The organism is Paenibacillus sp. 01T47, from assembly GCF_056398245.1.
The window spans coordinates 38,564-58,582 of record NZ_JBFTPA010000019.1; the positions used below are offsets into that span (position 1 = coordinate 38,564).

Annotated in this window: 14 protein-coding genes; all 14 read left to right on the forward strand. The window is 43.5% G+C overall.

From position 1 onward, the window contains the following. Positions 1-431: 431 nt before the first annotated feature. The 14 genes from AC1DOV_RS27535 to AC1DOV_RS27600 all read left to right on the forward strand — a co-directional run bounded on the left by AC1DOV_RS27535 (position 432) and on the right by AC1DOV_RS27600 (position 19,889). Positions 432-1,070, forward strand: coding sequence for a glycoside hydrolase family 11 protein (locus AC1DOV_RS27535; protein WP_076269489.1), 639 nt, complete (start codon positions 432-434; stop codon positions 1,068-1,070). A gap of 306 nt (positions 1,071-1,376) precedes the next feature. After that, a complete protein-coding gene (locus tag AC1DOV_RS27540; protein WP_477551529.1) occupies positions 1,377-2,225 on the forward strand; it encodes a formylglycine-generating enzyme family protein in 849 nt (282 codons plus the stop codon). Between the two features lie 225 nt (positions 2,226-2,450). Next, positions 2,451-3,497 (forward strand): LLM class flavin-dependent oxidoreductase, encoded by a 1,047-nt coding sequence (locus tag AC1DOV_RS27545; protein ID WP_477551530.1) that lies wholly within the window; start codon positions 2,451-2,453, stop codon positions 3,495-3,497. A 273-nt stretch (positions 3,498-3,770) separates the two neighbouring features. Next, complete coding sequence (locus AC1DOV_RS27550) at positions 3,771-4,451, forward strand: response regulator transcription factor (RefSeq protein WP_477509206.1); 681 nt, start codon at positions 3,771-3,773, stop codon at positions 4,449-4,451. Continuing rightward, on the forward strand, positions 4,448-5,839 hold the full coding sequence (locus tag AC1DOV_RS27555; protein ID WP_477509205.1) for a sensor histidine kinase: 1,392 nt from the start codon (positions 4,448-4,450) through the stop codon (positions 5,837-5,839). The genes AC1DOV_RS27550 and AC1DOV_RS27555 overlap by 4 nt, the downstream gene beginning before the upstream one ends. 73 nt (positions 5,840-5,912) lie before the next feature. Beyond that, positions 5,913-7,613: a S41 family peptidase gene (locus AC1DOV_RS27560; protein ID WP_477551531.1), complete on the forward strand. Its 1,701-nt coding sequence runs from the start codon at positions 5,913-5,915 to the stop codon at positions 7,611-7,613. Continuing rightward, positions 7,610-8,233, forward strand: a complete 624-nt coding sequence (locus AC1DOV_RS27565) for a hypothetical protein (protein ID WP_477551532.1) — start codon at positions 7,610-7,612, stop codon at positions 8,231-8,233. The genes AC1DOV_RS27560 and AC1DOV_RS27565 overlap by 4 nt, the downstream gene beginning before the upstream one ends. Before the next feature lie 89 nt (positions 8,234-8,322). Further along, positions 8,323-9,285: a helix-turn-helix transcriptional regulator gene (locus tag AC1DOV_RS27570; protein ID WP_477551533.1), complete on the forward strand. Its 963-nt coding sequence runs from the start codon at positions 8,323-8,325 to the stop codon at positions 9,283-9,285. A 172-nt stretch (positions 9,286-9,457) separates the two neighbouring features. After that, positions 9,458-9,976 carry a VOC family protein gene (locus AC1DOV_RS27575; protein ID WP_477551534.1) on the forward strand — a complete coding sequence of 173 codons (519 nt, stop codon included), beginning with the start codon at positions 9,458-9,460 and terminating at the stop codon, positions 9,974-9,976. 434 nt (positions 9,977-10,410) lie between these two features. Continuing rightward, positions 10,411-11,115 (forward strand): ABC transporter ATP-binding protein, encoded by a 705-nt coding sequence (locus AC1DOV_RS27580; protein WP_477509201.1) that lies wholly within the window; start codon positions 10,411-10,413, stop codon positions 11,113-11,115. Between the two features lie 2 nt (positions 11,116-11,117). Next, on the forward strand, positions 11,118-13,442 hold the full coding sequence (locus AC1DOV_RS27585) for an ABC transporter permease (protein ID WP_477551535.1): 2,325 nt from the start codon (positions 11,118-11,120) through the stop codon (positions 13,440-13,442). 487 nt (positions 13,443-13,929) lie between these two features. Further along, entirely contained in the window at positions 13,930-16,266 is a 2,337-nt protein-coding gene (locus AC1DOV_RS27590; RefSeq protein ID WP_477551536.1) for a glycosyl hydrolase family 18 protein, read from the forward strand. A 297-nt stretch (positions 16,267-16,563) separates the two neighbouring features. Further along, a complete protein-coding gene (locus AC1DOV_RS27595; protein ID WP_477551537.1) occupies positions 16,564-18,387 on the forward strand; it encodes a sensor histidine kinase in 1,824 nt (607 codons plus the stop codon). After that, on the forward strand, positions 18,387-19,889 hold the full coding sequence (locus AC1DOV_RS27600; RefSeq protein WP_477551538.1) for a response regulator transcription factor: 1,503 nt from the start codon (positions 18,387-18,389) through the stop codon (positions 19,887-19,889). Before AC1DOV_RS27595 ends, AC1DOV_RS27600 begins: the two co-directional genes overlap by 1 nt. Positions 19,890-20,019: the final 130 nt, after the last annotated feature.

A 20,019-nucleotide genomic window follows, 5' to 3' on the forward strand; every position in this document is an offset into this window, starting at 1 on the left:
CTTATTGTGGTCTCAGCAGGATAAATTTGAAATATCAATTACAACCTTGATGAAATGGCAACGCCGGTATGTAGCATCTATTCAAGAGCTTCTTTCAACGTAAAGGTCCTTCCCATTGTAACCTTGGTTCCTTGAGCGTTTCGAAATATTAGTTAATATGTGGGGGCAAATCTATAATTTGTTAAGTTGTAATGTATGCGCTTACTTTCTATAATTTAGTTATTCAAGACATGAATTGTCTTGTATGGAAAGAAAAATTCCTTTAGTTAGGAGGGACAGATTTCACGTTATTTGAAACAGGACAAGTTACGCACTGTACTGCAAGGAAAACAACCGACAAACAATGAAAGGAGAGAGATTTATAAAAGGTAATATTCAAGTAGTGTGTAGGCAAGCAGTAACAAACACTAAATTTTAGGAGGTAATAATATATGTTTAAGTTTAAAAAGAAAGTGTTTACGCTAGTTATTGCAGCTTCAATGAGTATTTCCAGCTTATTTGCAGTATCCGCAAGTGCAGCGACAGACTACTGGCAAAATTGGACCGATGGTGGCGGAACAGTAAATGCTACTAATGGATCTGGTGGGAATTACAGTGTCAGCTGGTCAAACACCGGAAATTTCGTGGTTGGTAAAGGCTGGAATACTGGATCGCCATCTAGAACAATAAACTATAATGCAGGCGTCTGGGCGCCGTCCGGCAACGGGTATTTGACTCTTTATGGATGGACAAGAAACTCACTCATTGAATATTACGTCGTTGATAGCTGGGGCACTTATAGACCTACAGGAACATTTAAAGGCACAGTGTCCAGTGATGGAGGAACATACGATATTTATACGACGCAACGAGTCAATGCACCTTCCATCGACGGCACAAAAACATTCACCCAGTTCTGGAGTGTCCGCCAGTCTAAGAGAGCGACAGGCAGCAACGTCGCTATCACTTTTGGCAACCACGTAAGTGCATGGCAGAGTAAAGGAATGAATCTCGGAAGCAGCTGGTCCTATCAGGTGTTAGCGACAGAAGGATATCAAAGCAGTGGCAGCTCTAACGTAACCGTTTGGTAACAGTTCATCTTCAATTAGGGCGATGAATTGGCGCACGATGAATCTAGTGTGTTGAGAATGTGTTTAATCTTTTGATAATGTTAAGGTCGCCCGGTCTCACAGCCTGCGGCCTTATCTATTTCAAAAAATGATAGAACCTACATGCTACTTGACTATTATCTTTTAGAATCTATCCAGTTGGATCCTTCAGTTTGGACGCATTGAGGACCGTTTCCCGTAAGATGAACGGTCCTCGGTGCTGCCAGAGGAGAATTGTAGTATGTCACGGACTATAATTTTTCCTAAACGTTTAAAGGAGATATAACAATGAGAAAACTAATCGTTTTTCTTATCATAGCAATAATGGTTGTTATCAGCGCTTGTTCGCAAGAAAAGCCTGATAAAACTTCGAATAAAATACCTGATGACTTTGTCTTAGTCAAGGGCGGACCGTTTATGAACAAGAAGTCCAACTACTATGGTGAAAAAGTAGCATTATCGAATTTTTATATCGGCAAATATGAGGTAACTCAAAAAGAGTGGATTGAGATTATGGGGAGTAATCCCTCGGAATTCAAAGGCGACAATTTGCCGGTAGAAATGGTGAGTTGGTATGACGTTGTGGAGTATTGTAATAAAAGGAGTATCAAAGAGGGATTAACACCGTATTACTCAATAGACAAGAATAATAAAGATCCGAAAAATACAAGTGAAAACGATAATCTAAAATGGACAGTAACGATCAATGCTGGAGCGAATGGTTACCGATTGCCGACAGAAGCAGAGTGGCAATATGCTGCAGGTGGTGGTCAGAAGAGCAAAAGTTACACCTACAGCGGAAGCAATAATGCAGATGATGTAGCATGGTATTGGAAAAACGCTGGAGATAAAATTTTATCAGGAGAATGGAACTGGCCTATAGTAGAAAGCAACCATAACAAAACAAAATCCATCGGTGTCAAGAAACCCAACGAGTTAGGGCTTTACGACATGTCAGGTAATGTAAGGGAATGGTGCTGGAACGGGTTTGGAGACGCGGAAAGTAATAGTAACTCTACCCGAGTTGTGAAGGGCGGGGGCTGGCTTGGTGATGTTGGCGAGTTATCTTATCTGAGCAATTTTGAGGCAAATGGCATGGGGCCCGATCAAGGTTTTCGTGTGAGCCGCGACGAATAAAGGATAAAACCCCAAGAAGAAGGGTCAAAAAGCGTTGATTGACAATGTTGTGCAACGATGATAACTTATAAAATATAAAACATATTAAACTTATCGGAATTACAAGCTGCCTGGACAACCGGAAGCATGGATTATTAAATCCATGCTTTTTTTTATGTTCACAAAGGGTGGGTTTGAAATGAACCTATTAACGATTGAGTCTGGCTTAGAGAGGAGAGGTAAATCTTGAAATTTGCTTTGTTTAGCCTAATGATGAACATACCGAATGCTGTAAGCGGGGAGACATTGACCACCCATCAGAAATTCGAGAACGTACTTAAACAGGCTGTCCTTGCTGAAGAACTTGGCTTTGATGCTTATGGAATTGGAGAGCGGCATGGAGCACCATTTATCTCATCTTCGCCACCAGTAGTCCTGACCGCAATTGCTGCCAGAACCGTAAAGATTCGTTTGCTAACAACGGTCACCGTTTTAAGCGTTCTCGACCCAGTGCGTGTTGCTGAGGACTATGCCACACTGGATCATCTCTCGGGAGGTCGACTCGAGATGATTATTGGCAAAGGAAACGACCCTCGCCACTATCCGCTTTTTGGAATTACGGAAGACGAACAATGGGAATCCCTTGCAGAGCGGTATGCACTCCTGAAGCGCTTGTGGAACGAAGAGAACGTAACCTGGCAGGGGCGCTACCGTTCACCGCTTGAAAATGTGACTACACAACCAAGAACCTTTCAACATTCAATTCCGGTCTGGCATGGAAGCGCATCTAGTACGCTGTCGACCGAATTAGCTGCGAAATATGGTGAACCGATTTTTTCCTCCAATACGTTTCACCCCCAGGCTAAATATAAAGCATTAATCGATCATTATCGCGAGAGATTGGCCCATTATGGCCATGATCCTCAAAAAGCAATGGTTGGCTCGGGATTTGGAAGCTTATATTTGGCTAACACCACAGAGGAAGCGCTCAAACGATATAGGCCCTATTACGATGCTTTCCATGCAACGGCTGCATCGCAGCACAACAACTCGCCTTTCAAAGACCTCGAGGACAATGTACAAAATGGGCCTGCCTTGATCGGCAGCGCTGATAAAGTGATCGAGAAGATTTTAAACTATCATGAAGCTTACGGGCACCAAGTGGTCAGCATCAGTGTAGATGGCTTGTCAGAAATGGAGCAACGCGAGCAAATTGAACGATTTGCTACTGAAGTGGTACCTGTGCTGCGTCGAGAGGTTCCTAGTACAGTATGGAATAGTCCGCAATCATAGAAATCGTGTTTGATGGTGATGAACCAATCGTTGTGATGTCACAATGCTTGGTTCATTTTTTTACCGGAAAATTGAGTTTTAAAGCTCCAGACAATCAGAAGATGTTATACTTTTAAAGCAGCCGTATTGTATTCGTTTTGGCTGCTTTTTATATTGTGCTTCTGATTGTGTACGAAAGCTACCGCGTGGTCCGTCCAGTAAATATAAGTTGGGGATTGCAGCGTTCAACATTCAAACGTAAGGCTATTGTTTTCCAAGTGGAGGATTGTTTATATGGTCAATATTCTTATCGTGGACGATGATCCTAACATTCGCGCCTTGATGCGCCTTTATTTGAAGAATGAAGGATTCAATCTGACCGAGGCGGACAACGGCATCGATGCGCATGCTATCGTCAAAGGTTCGAGAATCGATCTGGTCATCCTCGACATTATGATGCCGCATATGGACGGATGGGATTTGTGCAGAGAAATTCGGAAAAGCGATCCCGACATTCCGCTTCTAATGGTAACGGCCAAGGGCGAATCGGGTCAAAAGATAAAAGGATTCCAGCTCGGGACCGACGATTATATGACGAAGCCGTTTGATCCGGTTGAGCTTGTGATGCGGGTTAAAGCGTTACTGAAGCGATCCCGTATTGCCTCGTCCCAGGTCATACCGTTGGGCGAAATCGTGCTGAATCGGAAAACGTATAAGGTCATGCGGGGAGAAGAGGAATTAGCATTGCCGCTAAAAGAATTCGAGCTGCTGTTCATGCTTGCCGGCCACCCGGGCCAGATTTTTACAAGAGAGCAGCTGATCACTCAGATTTGGGGCATGGATTACGAAGGCGACGACCGAACCGTCGATGTACATATCAAGCGGCTTCGGGAACGCTTTGCCGGGGACGTCCGCCATTTTCGCATTGAAACGGCACGCAGCGTTGGCTATCGTCTGGCGGTGAATCCGGGATGAAATCGTTATACGTTCGCGTCGTGCTGACTTTTCTGGCCGCCATCGTCATCAGCTTGGTCTCATCCCTTCTTCTCGCCCTTGCTCTATTCCAGAATGATCTGAACGCTACGGGTAAAAACGATATGATCGCGGCCGGCGATCGTATAATACGCGTGTACGAGCAAACGAATCCTCCGGATTTGGATGAGTTCATGAATGATATGGCTGAATTGGTTTCCTATACGTTGCAGCTTTACGACGGCAATGGCGGGATGAATTCCTATGTGCCGACCAAGGGCAAGAAGGTCGAAGCGATTAATTCTGAATCGGTTCGCATGGTACTGCGCGGAGAACCGTACCGTTCGCATGGAAAAGATAACGGTACGTTCGTCGGCCTTCCGTTTTCTTCCGATGGAAAACATTATGCTTTAATTTTGCAGAGCTCTTCCAAGAACGAAATTACGATCTTCCGATTATTATTCACTATTCTGTTCCTCATGCTTGCGATCGGAAGCTTGTGCATTCTCATTGCCGGCAGATACCTGGTGAAGCCTCTTCAAGCGATGACGGATGCGACTAAGCGGTTGGCGAAAGGGGACTTTGAGGTTGAGTTGAAAATCAATCGCGGAGACGAGCTTGGAACTCTCTCGCGGAGCATTAACGACATGGCTCGGGAAATCAAGCAATTGGAGCGGATGCGACAAGATTTCGTATCAAACGTGTCCCATGAAATCCAATCTCCGTTAACTTCCATCTCCGGATTCGCGAAGGCGCTGAAAGATGGCAATCTGGTTATTGCGGAGGACGATCGCGTCCAATACTTGGATATAATCGTTACCGAGAGCGACAGATTATCCAGACTCAGCGATAATCTGCTGAAGCTCGCTTCCCTCGAATCGGATCATCATCCGTTCGAGATGGAATCGTATAAACTAGATGAGCAAATTCGACGAGTAATCGTCGCGTGCGAGCCCCAGTGGTCGGCCAAAAGCATTCGTGTCGACATAGAGTCCCCTTCGGGAGCCGGCACCGAAATAACGGCCGACCGGGATCAACTCAATCAAGTTTGGTTGAATTTGCTCGGGAATGCCATCAAGTTCACGCCCCGCGCCGGTCAAGTTCTCATCGCGATCAGCCGGCCTCATCCTCATGAGATTGCCGTTGCGATAAGCGATTCCGGGATCGGCATTGCGCCGGACGATTTAAGCTCTATTTTCGAGCGCTTCTACAAAGCGGACAAGTCGCGGGCCCAAGACAGAAGCGGCAATGGTCTCGGTCTTGCCATCTCCCACAAAATCGTTGCTCTCCATCGCGGAAGCATAGAGGTGAAGAGCACCGTCGGACTGGGCACGACGTTTACCGTGACGCTTCCCGCTGCCTTGCATAACGATTCCGCCATTTGCAAATAAGTTCACGCTCCGTTCATATTTCTCCAATACACTCAGTTCGATTCACATATAACTGATCGGAGGAATTGAAACGATGAGCTTTATTCAAGATGTTATCGATTCATTAAAATGGTTGACTGTCTGGGAAATGATTTTATGTGCGCTAAACTTGTTCGTCTTGCTGAGGTATGCTTGGCCCATTCTCAAAAATAACCGCTGGTTGGATTTTATACCGAGCGCAGGTGTAATCATTGCGGTTATTAGCCTTATGAATGGCGATACCTCTATACTGGCTCTGCTGATTTACTCCTCTACGGCCATCCTATTCTTAAGTACTGCGAGAAGAGTCTTTAAACCGGCCATTAAGCCGATGTCTTCGAAATTTCGCTTTGTCATGGTTATCGTTTGCGTCCTTGGTACCCTTCCTACGCTATTGGCATTAACCGTTGCGGGAGAAGTTCGTTACAATCCGGTGAGCGATTTAAGCCATAAGAGCTATTCCAAAGCTTTTATCGCGATGAACGAAAGGTTGTCCGCCGAATACCCTTTCGGAGACTGGAAAAAAATCGATTGGGAGGCAAAGAAAAAGAAATACGAGCCTCTATTCCTCCAAGCGGAAATCAACCATGATCCGAATCTCTACTATAAAACTTTAAGGGATTACCTCTTTTCTTTCCGCGACGGCCATATTGAAATCGTGAATGAACATCTGTACGACGATAATAACACGTTTAAAAATGAAGTCGGCGGCGGAGTTGGAATTAGCGCGGTTCAATTGGATAACGGCAAAGTATTGGTTAGCTTACTGTTAGCTGACAGCCCGGCTGACAAAAGCGGAATCAAGCTCGGAGCCGAAATCATTTCGTGGGACGGGAAAAACGTTCGGGAAGCATTGGACCAAACGTCCTGGAGCGAGAACCCGTCGGCAACCGAAGGCGATCGGATTCAAAATCAAGGGCGTTACTTGGCAAGAGCTCCAATCGGCAAAGAAATTCAAGTCGAATTTCGGAATCGGGATGATGAAGCGAGCAAGACTGCGACGCTTACAGCCTACGACGATCAATACGAGACCTTGAAGAAAACGAAAATTAAGCTAAAAAAAGAAGATCCTCCCGTAGAAGGCGAGATCCTTCGGGAGGAATACGGGTACGTGAAGATCAGATATTTTCTTCCCGGAACGACACAATCCGATCCCGCGCAAGCGCTGGAAGACCAATTAAAAGAGTTTCAAGAGAAACGCGTAAAGGGAATCATCATCGATTTGCGGGATAATCCGGGCGGAGACGACGATCTTGTTGCCCAAATGGCAGGACATTTTGTGAACGAGAAGAAGATCTATGAATACGTCAGTTACTATAATCCAAATACGGGACGTTTTGAAATCAACCGCGCTGAAACCAGAACCATTCGTCCTTCGCGGATTTACTTTCCAGGGAAAATCGCCGTCCTCATTAATTCGAACACCGCGAGCTCAGGGGAAGGATTGCCTTTGTTCTTAATAGGAATGCAAAATGTCAAGATTATCGGCTTTGCGTCCACGAACGGTTCGTTCGGAGTCGTGTCCGCTCCTATAGAAATGAAAATGCCGGGAGGATATATCGTGCGGTTCCCGGATGGCCGATCTCTTAATCAAGACAAAACGATTCAAGGCGATAGCGATGAACGCGGATTTGGCGGAGCAACTCCCGATATCACGGTTCCGATGAACGAGCAAACATTTAAGATGAAATATATCGATGGGCAGGACGTGGAATTAAATTATGCATTAGCTTCTTTGAAGGAGAAAAACAAATGACCATAATCGACAAATTAGCATCGTCACTTAACCGCAAAGACGAAGGTCCTAACCAGGAGCTGGCGAAATATATTGCCGATCGAGATGATAAAGGAGCTGTAATAGAACTTGTTGATAACTTGCATAACAATGACAAGAACATCCAAAGCGATTGCATTAAAGTTCTCTATGAGATAGGAGATCTGAGGCCATCATTAATTGCTGAATACAGTAAAGAGTTCGTAACATTACTTGATCATGGAAACAATCGACTTGTTTGGGGGGCTATGACAGCACTAAATGCGATAACTCTTGAAAATCCGGAAGTCATTTATTTATCCCTTGAAAAAATTGTTGATATTACCTACAAAGGTTCGGTAATCACCAAAGATCATGGGGTAAATATTCTAATTAAACTTTGTTCGATCAAACCATATGCGGATCATGCATTCACATTACTCATCGAACAGCTTAAGAAATGTCCGACCAATCAGCTTCCAATGTATGCGGAGAATGCAATATCCATCGTTAACGATAAAAACAAAAGCCTTTTCATAAAGACGCTTTCCTCACGACTGGGTGATATTGAAAAGGACACAAAACGAAAGCGAGTGGAGAAACTGATTAAGAAATTGAGTTGATTCTACCCTTTATGTAAGATGTGACAGTTGATAGAGTTCCGATATATTTATAAAATAATGAGGTTTAATAAAAGGCGAGGATACAAGTTATGCCAAAAAACGATAATATGCTGGCCATTCTATGGATGCTGAATTCTGGCGTGAAAATGACTGCAAAACAAATATCAGAAAAGCTAGAAATAAATATACGAACAGTTTATCGGTATATTGATGCACTATGTGCCAGTGGAGTGCCTATAATATCCGACACAGGTCATAATGGCGGGTATAGCTTGCTGAATAATTTTATCAGAGCACCTCTGCTATTTGATATTGAAGAAAAAAAGGCACTACTTCAAGCTGCTGTTTTTGCAAAAGAAGCCGGATACCCTTTGAGTGAGGCATTAAGCAATGCGACTTCAAAATTGAAAATGTATTCGAATCAGGAGCAGGAAAGAATACTTAGCCGTCATTTAGCCGGATTTGAAGTTATTAACCGCATGGGAGATCCTTCTATTCAGCCGGTATTGGCGGAATTGGAGCAGGCTGTAGTAAACGAATTCTCTGTAGAAATTGATTATCGCACAAGCCATGAAGAACAACCCAAGAATAGGGTGATAGATCCCTATGGAATGGTTTACTGGAACAATAAATGGTATACTGTTGCATTTTGCCACTTAAGGAATGAGATCCGCAGCTTTCGGGCAGATCGGATTCTACAAATCAAGCGTACTCAAATCCTATTTAAGCGTTCCGAAGCTTTTTCGGCTCGAGAATTTTTTATGCAAAATCTGTTACCTGATTTAGTGGGCAAGGACGGATTAATTTCTTTAATTATCCGAGGCAGGTCAGAGGCATTGGATGACTTATGCTTGCATTGGTTTTTGGGGCACCATCTGAAAGAGCGGTCATCAAATCAAGCAATCTTTTTACTTGAGGAAAAATCAATTCATCTATATGTCCCTTATTTTCTCCTATCCTACGGGAAATCCATTCAAGTAATCGAACCACAGAGTTTGAAGGAAAAACTTGTTGCTGTTACGTCGGAATTAATGGAATATTATCAACTTTAATAGCTTCACTGACAGCAGATGTCAGTGAAGCTATTTTATAATGATGATAATCATTAATTACCGATGGAGTGTTGGTATTACTTGATGAATTGTTAAATAAGGAGAACTTGCAAATGAATAATACGGAATATATAAAATTGATCGATTATGATCATTTAAAGGAGGAGTAAAAATGACTGAAAGCAGAGAGTATATGGGAGTGTCAGGTAAATATACAAAGAATGGAACACCCAACGGCTGCACATCGATTACCCCATTTATAACAGTGAAGAATCCTTCTGAAGCAATAGAGTTTTATAAAACTGTTTTCAATGCAAGAGTTAAGGATATTACTGAATATCCTGATGGAAATGGCAATAAAATAATTGCTCATGCGGAATTAGATTTTGGAAATGGTTTTTTGCAGCTGGGAGCAGCGAATCCGGCGTATAAATTGGTCTTGCCGCCAGATGAAGACAATGCGTGTTATTCTTTAGGAATTTACGTAATTAATGTTGATCAGGCAATTGAAAATGCGGTAGCAAGAGGAGCAAAAATAAGGGAACCGGTTATAAACTTTGTTTCAGGTGATCGATTCGGAAGTATATTGGATCCTTTTGGAGTAAGATGGTCTATTATGACTAGGATTGAGGATTTGTCAGAAGAAGAAAGTAGTCGGAGGGTTGCTGAATGGGCCCAAAGCTTTAAGTAGAAGTTTACACGCTGCAACTAAATAAAGTACAAGAACTCATTTTGAATGTAAATAAAATGAGTTCTTGTACTTTATTTTTTTAAGATTGACTCTTGCTCAGAACGTATTCAACTAAACTTTCATCGCTCAGGTTCAAACATATTGAATATCTTCAGGATTTAATCGGTGGATTTATTATTTTTCGTTTTGATACCAGACATACATGAGGTCAGGATTCAAATGTTATGCTTTCAAACAGAGCAACAGAATTAGCAGCTAAATTCGAGGCTTTCCTTCTAGAGACCGAGCGCAAAATACATCGAACGAGGGAAGGTCATTTCTTTTGGATGGTATATGATGGAAAAATAGTGTAGCAATGGGGCGTTGCCTCCATAAGTTAACCGGTGAAACAACAAACCATGTTCTAAAAAATAGGATACAAGGAGATGAAGGTAGTGAAAAAGTTAATCGATTTCAAAAATGTAACCAAAGAATACAACATAGGTGAAGTAACGATTAAGGCGCTAGCGGGTGTTGATTTTTCCATATCAGAAGGGGAATTCGTTGTCATTTTAGGTGCAAGTGGTGCCGGCAAAAGTACGATCTTGAATATACTTGGCGGTATGGATACAGCAACTTCAGGTCAAGTGTTTGTTGGTGACCATGAAATCACAAGATTAGGCGAAAAAAAATTAACAGAATATCGTGGTGAGAAGATAGGTTTTGTATTTCAATTTTATAATTTGATTCCGAATTTAAACACGCTGGAGAATGTTGAATTTGCGACGGAAGTATGTAAAAACCATTTGGACGCTAAAGATATTTTACATAAAGTCGGATTAAAAGACCGAATCAAAAACTTCCCTTCCCAGTTGTCTGGAGGGGAACAGCAAAGAGTTGCTATCGCGAGAGCGGTTGCCAAAAATCCTTTACTGCTGCTTTGTGATGAGCCCACCGGAGCTTTGGATTATGTAACGGGCAAGTCTGTGTTGAAGCTTCTTCAAGATTTGAACAAAGATACGAAAAAATGCGTTGTTGTGGTCACACATAACTCTGCAATTGCTCCTATGGCTGATAAAGTCATAAAGGTTAAAAGCGGAAGGATAGAGAGCATCACTATAAATGAGGAAAAACAAAGTGTTGAAGGGATTGAGTGGTAATTATGAAATTATTACTGAAATCATTAAGGGATGTCAAACAATCGATAGGACAATTTATAGCTTTTGTTTTGGTTATCGCAGTAGGAGCTTTCTTCTATACGGGGCTTGTAACTTTGAGCGACAATCTTGGCGCGTATACGAAGGTTTATTTTAAAGAACATCATTTAAGCGATTTAAATGTATACTACAGCCAAATTTCAAGCGATGATGTGGCTCGTCTAAGCGAGATTGCAGGTATTCATAAAATAGAAGGACGGTATAGCTTTGATGGCACGCAAGCTTTTGAAGATTATAAAGCGATTTTGAAAATCCATTCAATTCCTGAAACAAATGAAATAAATACGCCTACGATCATTACGGGCAATATCCCGTCAAAACAGGATGAAATCGTAATAGATTCCGCTTATGCCAAAGAACATCATTTTCAACTAGGTGACACAATCAGTATTAGCAGGAATGGAAGAAGCTTTAATTTTACAATTAGCGGCTTGATTGAGAATGTTGAACATACTAAAAAGAACGAAACGCAGGACCATAAAACCAGCGGAATCGCTTATATTGGCGAAGCGACAATTCCTGCAATCGCAGACGGCTTTTACTATAATGAAGTCATGATTGAGGCGCAAGAGGGTTACGATATGGATAAAATAGGTCAAACCATTGAGGAACAATCCAAACAACTCCCTTATTTAACCCAAGAAAGTAAAGAACGTTCTTTCAATTACTCTCAATTAAACCAAACGATACATAATAATAAATTGATGAGTAAGGTTATACCTCTTGTTCTCTTTTTGATTGAAGCAATTATTCTGTTCCTTACGATGTCGAGAATTATAGATTCACAAAGAAACCAAGTAGGCATTATGAAAGCATTAGGTGTAAAAAACAGAAATATTATGCTTCATTATATGGGGTATCCTGTGCTGGCAAGCATCATAGGTTCTATTCTTGGTTATGTCATATCCGCTATTGTATTTATTCCATTAATTACGGCGTCGAATGCAAGAGCTTACTCTATGCCTGACATTTCATTTACACTTTCATTATTTTCTATTATTCCTCCTATTATTTTCTCCAGCGCTTTTGGAATCCTGTCATGTTACTTTAGTGGCAGAACGATATTAAATGAACGTGCAGCCCAGGCGATGCGTCCTAAACCGCCAAAGAAGATGAAGAAGCTGCTCATTGAAAAAATTCCGGGTATTTGGAGCCGAATTTCCTACAGCCATAAGCTCATTTTGAGAAATATATTTTTAAATAAACAAAAAGCTTTAGCGAGCTCCGTTGGTGTGGTTGTAAGCACTGTTTTATTGATCACTGCATTTGGCACACAAATGTCTTTGGTGAAAGTGGCTGATCAAGTTGAAGAGGTGTATACCTATGATTTGAGAGTCGATTATGCGATAGGAACATCTTCTGATTCGATTAATCTCCCTTCCAATATTGCAAAAAGCCATGGATTATCCACCTTCCCTGTTGCCTTTATAAAAGAGGATGTCAAAGAAAACGCCACATTAGTGGTTACGGAAAAAGAGAACGACCTTGTTCATTTCTTTGATGAAAATGATAAAAGAATTCGTTTAGAAAACGATGGTGTACTAATACCCAAATCTTACGCTGACAAGTATCAAATTGCAGAAGGCGATACGATCCAAATGGAATTTACAGCACCAGAGCTTAACCAAAAATCGGTGAACATGAAGGTTTTAAAAATATCTAATCAGTATTCGAATCCTTCGTTTTATAGCACGCCCGAATATATGAATAGCTTAGGCATAGACTATCGCCCAACCTCGGTTTTAGTTAAAGCGAACAGCTCGGCAGATCTGATAAGCATTCGTAATTTCTTTGAGCAGGATCAACGTGTAGACACCATTGCAGATAAGAATGATCTAAAGAAATCCGCGCAATATATTTTGAGGCAAAATAGTTTTGTATTCATTATGTTTATCATTTGTGCGGTCATACTCTCCTTTGGGGCTATCTATACGATATCTTCCATTAACATTTATGAAAGGATTCGTGAGCTTGCAACACTAAAGGTATTAGGCTATCAAAAAAATAAAATAAACCGGCTTATCTTCTCTGAAAATATCATTTTAACCGCCTTTGCGGTCATTGTAGCGTTACCGATCAGCGGCTATATCTACACAATAATTGTTCAGGCACTGTCGAGTCCCCATCAGCAAATCCCAGATAAATTAAACCTAACGATCATGTTAGTTTCTATTCTGCTTGCGTTCTTACTTACTACGCTTTCTAATTTACTGCTTCGGCGAAAAGTTTCTCAAATTAATATGATTGAATCATTGAAAAGTATTGAATAAAACGTATTAAGCGTTTCACTAGGTAAGGTTTTCGAAAGCTTCACAGGGCATTTATGTTAAACACGCTATAGTTTAGCGTGTTTTTTTGTGCTGTGATATCTTTTGCTAATAACGAACTCAGAGGGGACAAATGGCTATAGAAGGATAATATTAAACGATTCCGTTTTCTATGAAGTTGAAATAAAAACCCATTTTCAAAGAATAAGAGATATTTATCCCTTAATAACATAATCAACCTTCTTTTTGGTTATGGAGACACCTCGTACAATAAAGAGAGAAACATATCAGATACTCGCTTTACACCGCAATTTCCCCCCGATCTTCTTTGTGCAATCTTCTTTTCTCTTGTTCAAACGACTTAGCAGAACTATGATGTGACGGTTTTCTTTGTTTTTATCCTTACTTTAGGAGGTGACTGGGCAGAGTCTATTTGATATTCACTTATTGAAAGCGATTTCAAAATTGAAGGAAGAGGTGTATTTAAGAAATGGTACTAGGCGGAGCATCAGTACGAAAAAGTAGTGTTATCCTGTTGGTTGCTTTTCTCATCCTCTCATTATTTTACTCCCTAGCATTTGGTGGACAGAAGGTAGAAGCAGCTTCAAATTCAAAGATAATCGGGTATTATCCATCTTGGGGTGCCTATGGCAGAAATTACAATGTCATGGATATGGATGTTAGCAAGGTAACTCATATTAACTATGCGTTTGCAGATATTTGTTGGAATGGCATTCACGGAAATTCAGATCCGACAGGGCCTAATCCTGTGACATGGGCTTGTCAGGATGAAGTTGGTACGATTAACGTGCCAAATGGGACAATCGTATTAGGCGATCCTTGGATCGACACAGGAAAAGCGTTCCCTGGGGATACGTGGGATAAGCCGATAAAGGGCAATCTTGGGCAGCTGATTAAGCAGAAGCAAGCTAATCCGCATTTAAAAACAATTATCTCCGTAGGCGGATGGAGTTGGTCGAACCGATTCTCTGATGTTGCCGCCAGTGCAGCCACAAGGGAGACATTCGCTAATTCAGCGGTAGACTTCCTGCGAAAATATCAATTCGATGGCGTTGATCTCGACTGGGAATACCCGGTAAGCGGAGGGTTAGCTGGCAATAGCGTAAGGGCTGCTGATAAGCAAAACTATACGCTGCTGCTTCAGAAGATTCGCGAGAAGCTTAATGCTGCGGGTGCTGCGGATGGTAAAACTTATCTGCTGACGATAGCATCAGGTGCAAGTCCGACGTATGCACAAAATACCGAGCTAGGCAATATTGCTGCGATTGTTGATTGGATCAACATTATGACATATGATTTCAACGGTGGCTGGCAAACCGTAAGCGCCCACAATTCTCCGCTGAATTATGACCCTGCAGCAGCAGCGGCGGGCGTTCCAAACGCAGCGACATATAACAGTGCGTCTGGCGTGCAAGGGCATTTGGATGCCGGTGTCCCAGCTAGTAAAATTGTGTTGGGAGTTCCTTTCTATGGTCGGGGCTGGGCCAATTGCGCAGCGACCGGTAATGGGCAGTATCAAAGTTGCTCTGGCGTGCCTGCGGGTACATGGGAAGCGGGATTATTTGATTATACAGATCTCGAAAACAACTACATTAATAAAAACGGCTACACACGGTATTGGAATGATACAGCGAAGGTACCTTACTTGTATAACGCTGTTAAACGTACTTTTATCTCCTACGATGATACAGAATCACTGGGCCACAAGACAGCCTTCATTCAAAGCAAAGGGCTGGGTGGTGCCATGTTCTGGGAGTTTAGCGGTGACCGAAACAAAGTTCTGCTAAACAAGCTGGCGAGCGATTTGGCAGGATCCGGTAGTGCAGACATCATAGCGCCATCGGTACCGAGTAACCTTCAATCCACTGCAAAAACATCAAATAGTGTAACATTGGCTTGGGGTGCGTCCACTGACAACGTTGGCGTGACCGGTTATACCGTGACTTATGGTTCTACAAGCGTAAACGTCACAGGAACGAGCACGACAATTAGTGGGCTTGCTGCTAATACAGCCTATACGTTTACTGTGAAAGCGAAGGATGCGGCTGGCAACATTTCGGGAGCGAGCAATGCGCTTTCGGTAACGACGAATCCACTTGCGGGAGACACAACCCCGCCAACAGCGCCAACGAATCTTCAAGTCACAGGCAAAACTTCATCCAGCGTAAGTCTTTCATGGAACGCATCCACTGACAACGTTGGCGTGACGGGCTATACCGTAACTTATGGTTCTACAAGCGTAAACGTCACGGGAACAAGCACGACAATTAGCGGTCTTGCTGCTAATACAGCCTATACGTTTACTGTAACAGCGAAGGATGCAGCTGGGAATATATCGGGAGCGAGCAATGCACTTCCAGTAACGACGAATCCAGCTGCGGGTGATACAACCTCGCCAACAGCGCCAACGAATCTTCAAGTCACAGGCAAAACATCCTCCAGCGTCAGTCTTTCATGGACAGCATCTACTGACAACGTTGGCGTAACCGGTTATACCGTGACTTATGGTTCTACCAACGTGAACGTCACGGGAACGAGCACAACAATTAACGGTCTTGCTGCAAGTACGGCTTATACATTTACTGTAGTAGCGAAAGATGCCGCGGGCAATGTTTCGAGCGGCACATCAGTTGCCGCTACGACTGATGCAAACGGTGGAACGGTAAGTGCTTGGGCACCTAATGTAAGCTACAAAGCAAACGACCTCGTTACTTACGGAGGCAAAACCTATTATTGTATTCAGCCTCATACGTCATTAGCTGGCTGGGAACCATCGAATGTGCCAGCATTATGGGGTTTGAAATAAGCAAGAGCAGCCGCCCTGCCTAAGGGCGGCTTTTTTTATTTTTTAAAGGCTAAATAAAAGGAATAATAAGTTGATTATTTATTCATCTCAAATAGAATCATGGAAGGTAAACTAGCATGCGTGTCGAAAATAGAAGTTCACACTCCCAATCCTCATTTCCTCCTTATTATTTGCAGTCTCGCATTTGCAATACTATACATTAAACAAATTAAGTGTAAGGTTTATGTTCTTTGCTTTCATAGGTGGGATCATCCTCATGCAAAAATAAGAGGAAACATCTTTATATAAGGAGAAGCCATGATGAAAAATTGGAACGACTACTTGCTGAAGAGTAAAATGTTCATCGTCTTTTCCGCGGTATCGCTGTTCATCGTCATGCTGACCTGTATTATTTTCTACTATAAAAATGTAAACGATATCAAAAATCAAACGTTAGCGCTTTCCGACACGATTTCTCGGCAGTTCAGCCGAACCTTCGAGCTTTATATTCAGGATATGGAGAAGCTCTCCGTGTCTATTATTGGCGATCCTATTATTCAAGAAAGCTTAATTGATCATTATGGAATTCCTGAACCCGTTACGCAGAACCAAATTGAGCTGACGATCAACAATAGATTGTTCACCCATCTTCAGCCGCGCCCTCAGCTCCAGAGCATCTATATTTTCACCACGGACGACATCGCTTATTTTGTATCGAAGGCGGGGGGACCTAAAATAAGCTTCAATCTTCAAAGCGAGAGCTGGTATCAGAATCGACTGGATATGCCCGGAGTCAAATTTCTGCTTCTGCCGGTCACAGCGGAGAATACGGGCGGTGATCGTGAAGCTCAGGTGATATCCTTCATACGGAACATCAGCCGCATTCCATACCTTGATGTTTTGGGCTATATGAAAATTAATATTAATGTGAATGTCATCAAGGACATGCTTGTCAATTCCGACAGCAACGACGTTGAACGGTATATGAGAGCGTTCATTATTACCGATGAAGGCAGTGTCGTCTATGACGACAGGAATGAGCTGACGGGCAGCAATGACACTGGAATTGATCTTTCCATCTTCCAAGGCAATCATGAATCGAATGAGGTGGTGTGGAACGGCGAGAGCTATATCTATACAACGTCGAAATCCTCCTATACAAAATGGAATACGTTGATTCTAATTCCGAACGAATTCCTGCTGTCCAAGCAGAAACATTCTACTTATATTCTTTTTCTCGTTGGCCTGCTCGCGATGGGTCTAATTGCTTTTGTGTCCTATGTGCTGTCGTATCAGATGACGCTTCCGCTCCGTAATTTGATGAAAAAGATGGCGCGTGTTGAGCAGGGGGATTTGAGCCAGAGAATGGAGGTGACCGGCAACAATGAGATCGGCCGTCTGAGCCGTATCTACAACAACATGCTGGATAGTATTACACGCTTAATCAGCGAAGTGTACACATCCAAATTAGCGGAGAAGAATGCGCAGCTATCGGCGCTGCAGGCGCAGATCAACCCTCATTTTTTGTATAACACGCTTAACATTATGAAGTCTATCAGCAGGGTTCGAGGCATCGAAGAGGTTGCCGAGATGGCAGAATCGCTGGCCGAGCTGTTCAAATACAGCATGACAAATCTTCATCGTCCCATCCCTCTGCGCGACGAGATGGAGCATATTAGCAATTACATGAATATTCAGCAGCATCGATTCGGCAATCGATTTGAGTTCAATATGGAAGTGCCGGAAGCACTGCTGCAAGCATCGGTGCTGAAGCTTACCGTTCAGCCGCTAATTGAGAACGCAATCGTTCACGGACTGAGCAAGGTCAAGTCAGGCGGTCAAATCGACATCGCTGTTAAGAGACTTGGCAGTGAGCTGATTATCGAAGTGTCCGACAACGGCTGTGGTATTGAAGAGGAACGCATCCACATGCTGCGACGAAGGTTGGAGAGAGTACAGGCGGTGGACGCTTACGACGAGGAGGGGCAGGGGATAGGCCTGTCCAATATCGCACAGCGGATCAAGCTGTTCCATGGTGTCAAATATGGAGTAGAGCTGATAAGTTCCCCTGACCGTGGAACGACGGTTAGGTTGACGTTCCCGTATGAACAATTCGTCAAGGTGAAGGGAGAGGCCGACTGATGAATATATTTTTGGTAGAAGACGAGCGGTGGGCGCTTGCGGAGCTCGAGGCCCTCTTTAAGCGATACGAGCCGCAGCATCGTGTGCTTGCGTTTGAGAACGGGGAAGATGCGCTGGAAGCAGCGAAATCTGTAGTCCCACATCTCGTGTTGACCGACATTACAATGCCGGGCATTGACGGTGTGGAGCTGTTGGCCGAGCTTGGCCGCAGCCATCCTGACACCAAAGGTATTATTCTCAGTGTCCATGACGATTTTGCTTATGCACAGCGGGGAATGCAAACGGGCGTGACGGACTACTTGCTGAAGCCAGTTAAGAAAGAGACCCTTTACAAGGCGGTTGACCGCTTGCTTGCGCGTATTGAAGACGAGTCACGCAGCCGTAGCGACCGTGTTGCGTGGTCACTTCTTCAGCGGCTGCTGGCGGCGGATGCGATGGAGCATGTTAAGCCAGCCGATGCTGAGCAGCAGCGTTTGTTCATGGTGCTGCTGCTTCTGGAGAACTGGGCATCACCGCTTACTTGGAAGGATGCTGGGCTTGAGGCATCGGATATTCTCGCGCATTTCGGGAGCGTCTTGAACAAGGAGCGGGATAATCATTGCATTACGATTGACGGCCGCCGCAGAGTTCTGCTGCTGCCCGCTGGGAATGAAGCATTTACGCAGTCGCTAAAGACAAAGCTTCAATCGCTCTTTGAGTATGTGAACACACATGGCATCCTTCTCCATGTGAGCTTCACAATAAAGAAAGAGAACGAGAGTCTAAATCGCAGCTTCATCCGCCTTGGAAAGCAGCTTGAAGAGCATTTGCGAATCGGCGAGCCGACCTTGGCATCACCGGATATGAAGCTGGCTGCGCCTGATATTTCCGAAATATGGGTAAAAGCGCGTGCACTTCAAGCACAGGTTAAAGCGGGCGATATGGCAAGAGGACGAGATACGATATCGCGTATCGTCAAGGGACTGCAGTACAAAGAGGTCACCCAAAAGCAGCTGGTGCAGTTTGCTAGCGATCTGTTTTATTCGTTGAAGTTCAATTTGCAAGCAGAATCATCGACTTTACTGCAGGAGGATATGAGCCTGCTGCACGAAGTGACCGACTATGAGCCAATCAAGGAATGGCTTACGGCAGCAGTATTCGGGATTGCAGGGAAACACACATCAAAGGAACAGAAGCCAAAAGGGCTCATTCCGGTGTTGATGAACTGGATTCATGCCAACTATCAAGGCGACCTCTCCCTTCAGCAGTTTGCTTCTGATCATCATGTCAGTCTTGGACATTTATCCAGATTGTTCAAAAGCCAGACCGGCTACACCTTCTCCGATTATGTGAGCGGCTACCGGATCAGCAAAGCAAAGGAGCTGCTAGCCGACGGCACGTCGCGTCCATCTGAAGTCGGCGAGTTGGTAGGTTACGAGGATGCCAAACATTTCTCTCATTTGTTTAAGAGAATAACAGGCGAAACACCGACCGCCTTCGCAAAACGCAAAATGAGCGAATGATCCAAGTGCAAGCAAGCAGTTAGATGATATGCGGGCGATGCACTCTCGCAAGCTGGATGTCTCCTCGCCCGTACCGCTTCCTGTTGTTAAAAGGAAAAATTCCCCCCTTAAAATAGCAAATGAGCAGGTA

Coding starts and splice junctions, on each gene's coding strand:
- AC1DOV_RS27535 (WP_076269489.1), top strand. CDS start 432: ATGTTTAAGTTTAAAAAGAAAGTGTTTACGCTAGTTATTGCAGCTTCA.
- AC1DOV_RS27540 (WP_477551529.1), top strand. CDS start 1,377: ATGAGAAAACTAATCGTTTTTCTTATCATAGCAATAATGGTTGTTATC.
- AC1DOV_RS27550 (WP_477509206.1), top strand. CDS start 3,771: ATGGTCAATATTCTTATCGTGGACGATGATCCTAACATTCGCGCCTTG.
- AC1DOV_RS27555 (WP_477509205.1), top strand. CDS start 4,448: ATGAAATCGTTATACGTTCGCGTCGTGCTGACTTTTCTGGCCGCCATC.
- AC1DOV_RS27560 (WP_477551531.1), top strand. CDS start 5,913: ATGAGCTTTATTCAAGATGTTATCGATTCATTAAAATGGTTGACTGTC.
- AC1DOV_RS27565 (WP_477551532.1), top strand. CDS start 7,610: ATGACCATAATCGACAAATTAGCATCGTCACTTAACCGCAAAGACGAA.
- AC1DOV_RS27570 (WP_477551533.1), top strand. CDS start 8,323: ATGCCAAAAAACGATAATATGCTGGCCATTCTATGGATGCTGAATTCT.
- AC1DOV_RS27575 (WP_477551534.1), top strand. CDS start 9,458: ATGACTGAAAGCAGAGAGTATATGGGAGTGTCAGGTAAATATACAAAG.
- AC1DOV_RS27585 (WP_477551535.1), top strand. CDS start 11,118: ATGAAATTATTACTGAAATCATTAAGGGATGTCAAACAATCGATAGGA.
- AC1DOV_RS27590 (WP_477551536.1), top strand. CDS start 13,930: ATGGTACTAGGCGGAGCATCAGTACGAAAAAGTAGTGTTATCCTGTTG.
- AC1DOV_RS27595 (WP_477551537.1), top strand. CDS start 16,564: ATGATGAAAAATTGGAACGACTACTTGCTGAAGAGTAAAATGTTCATC.
- AC1DOV_RS27600 (WP_477551538.1), top strand. CDS start 18,387: ATGAATATATTTTTGGTAGAAGACGAGCGGTGGGCGCTTGCGGAGCTC.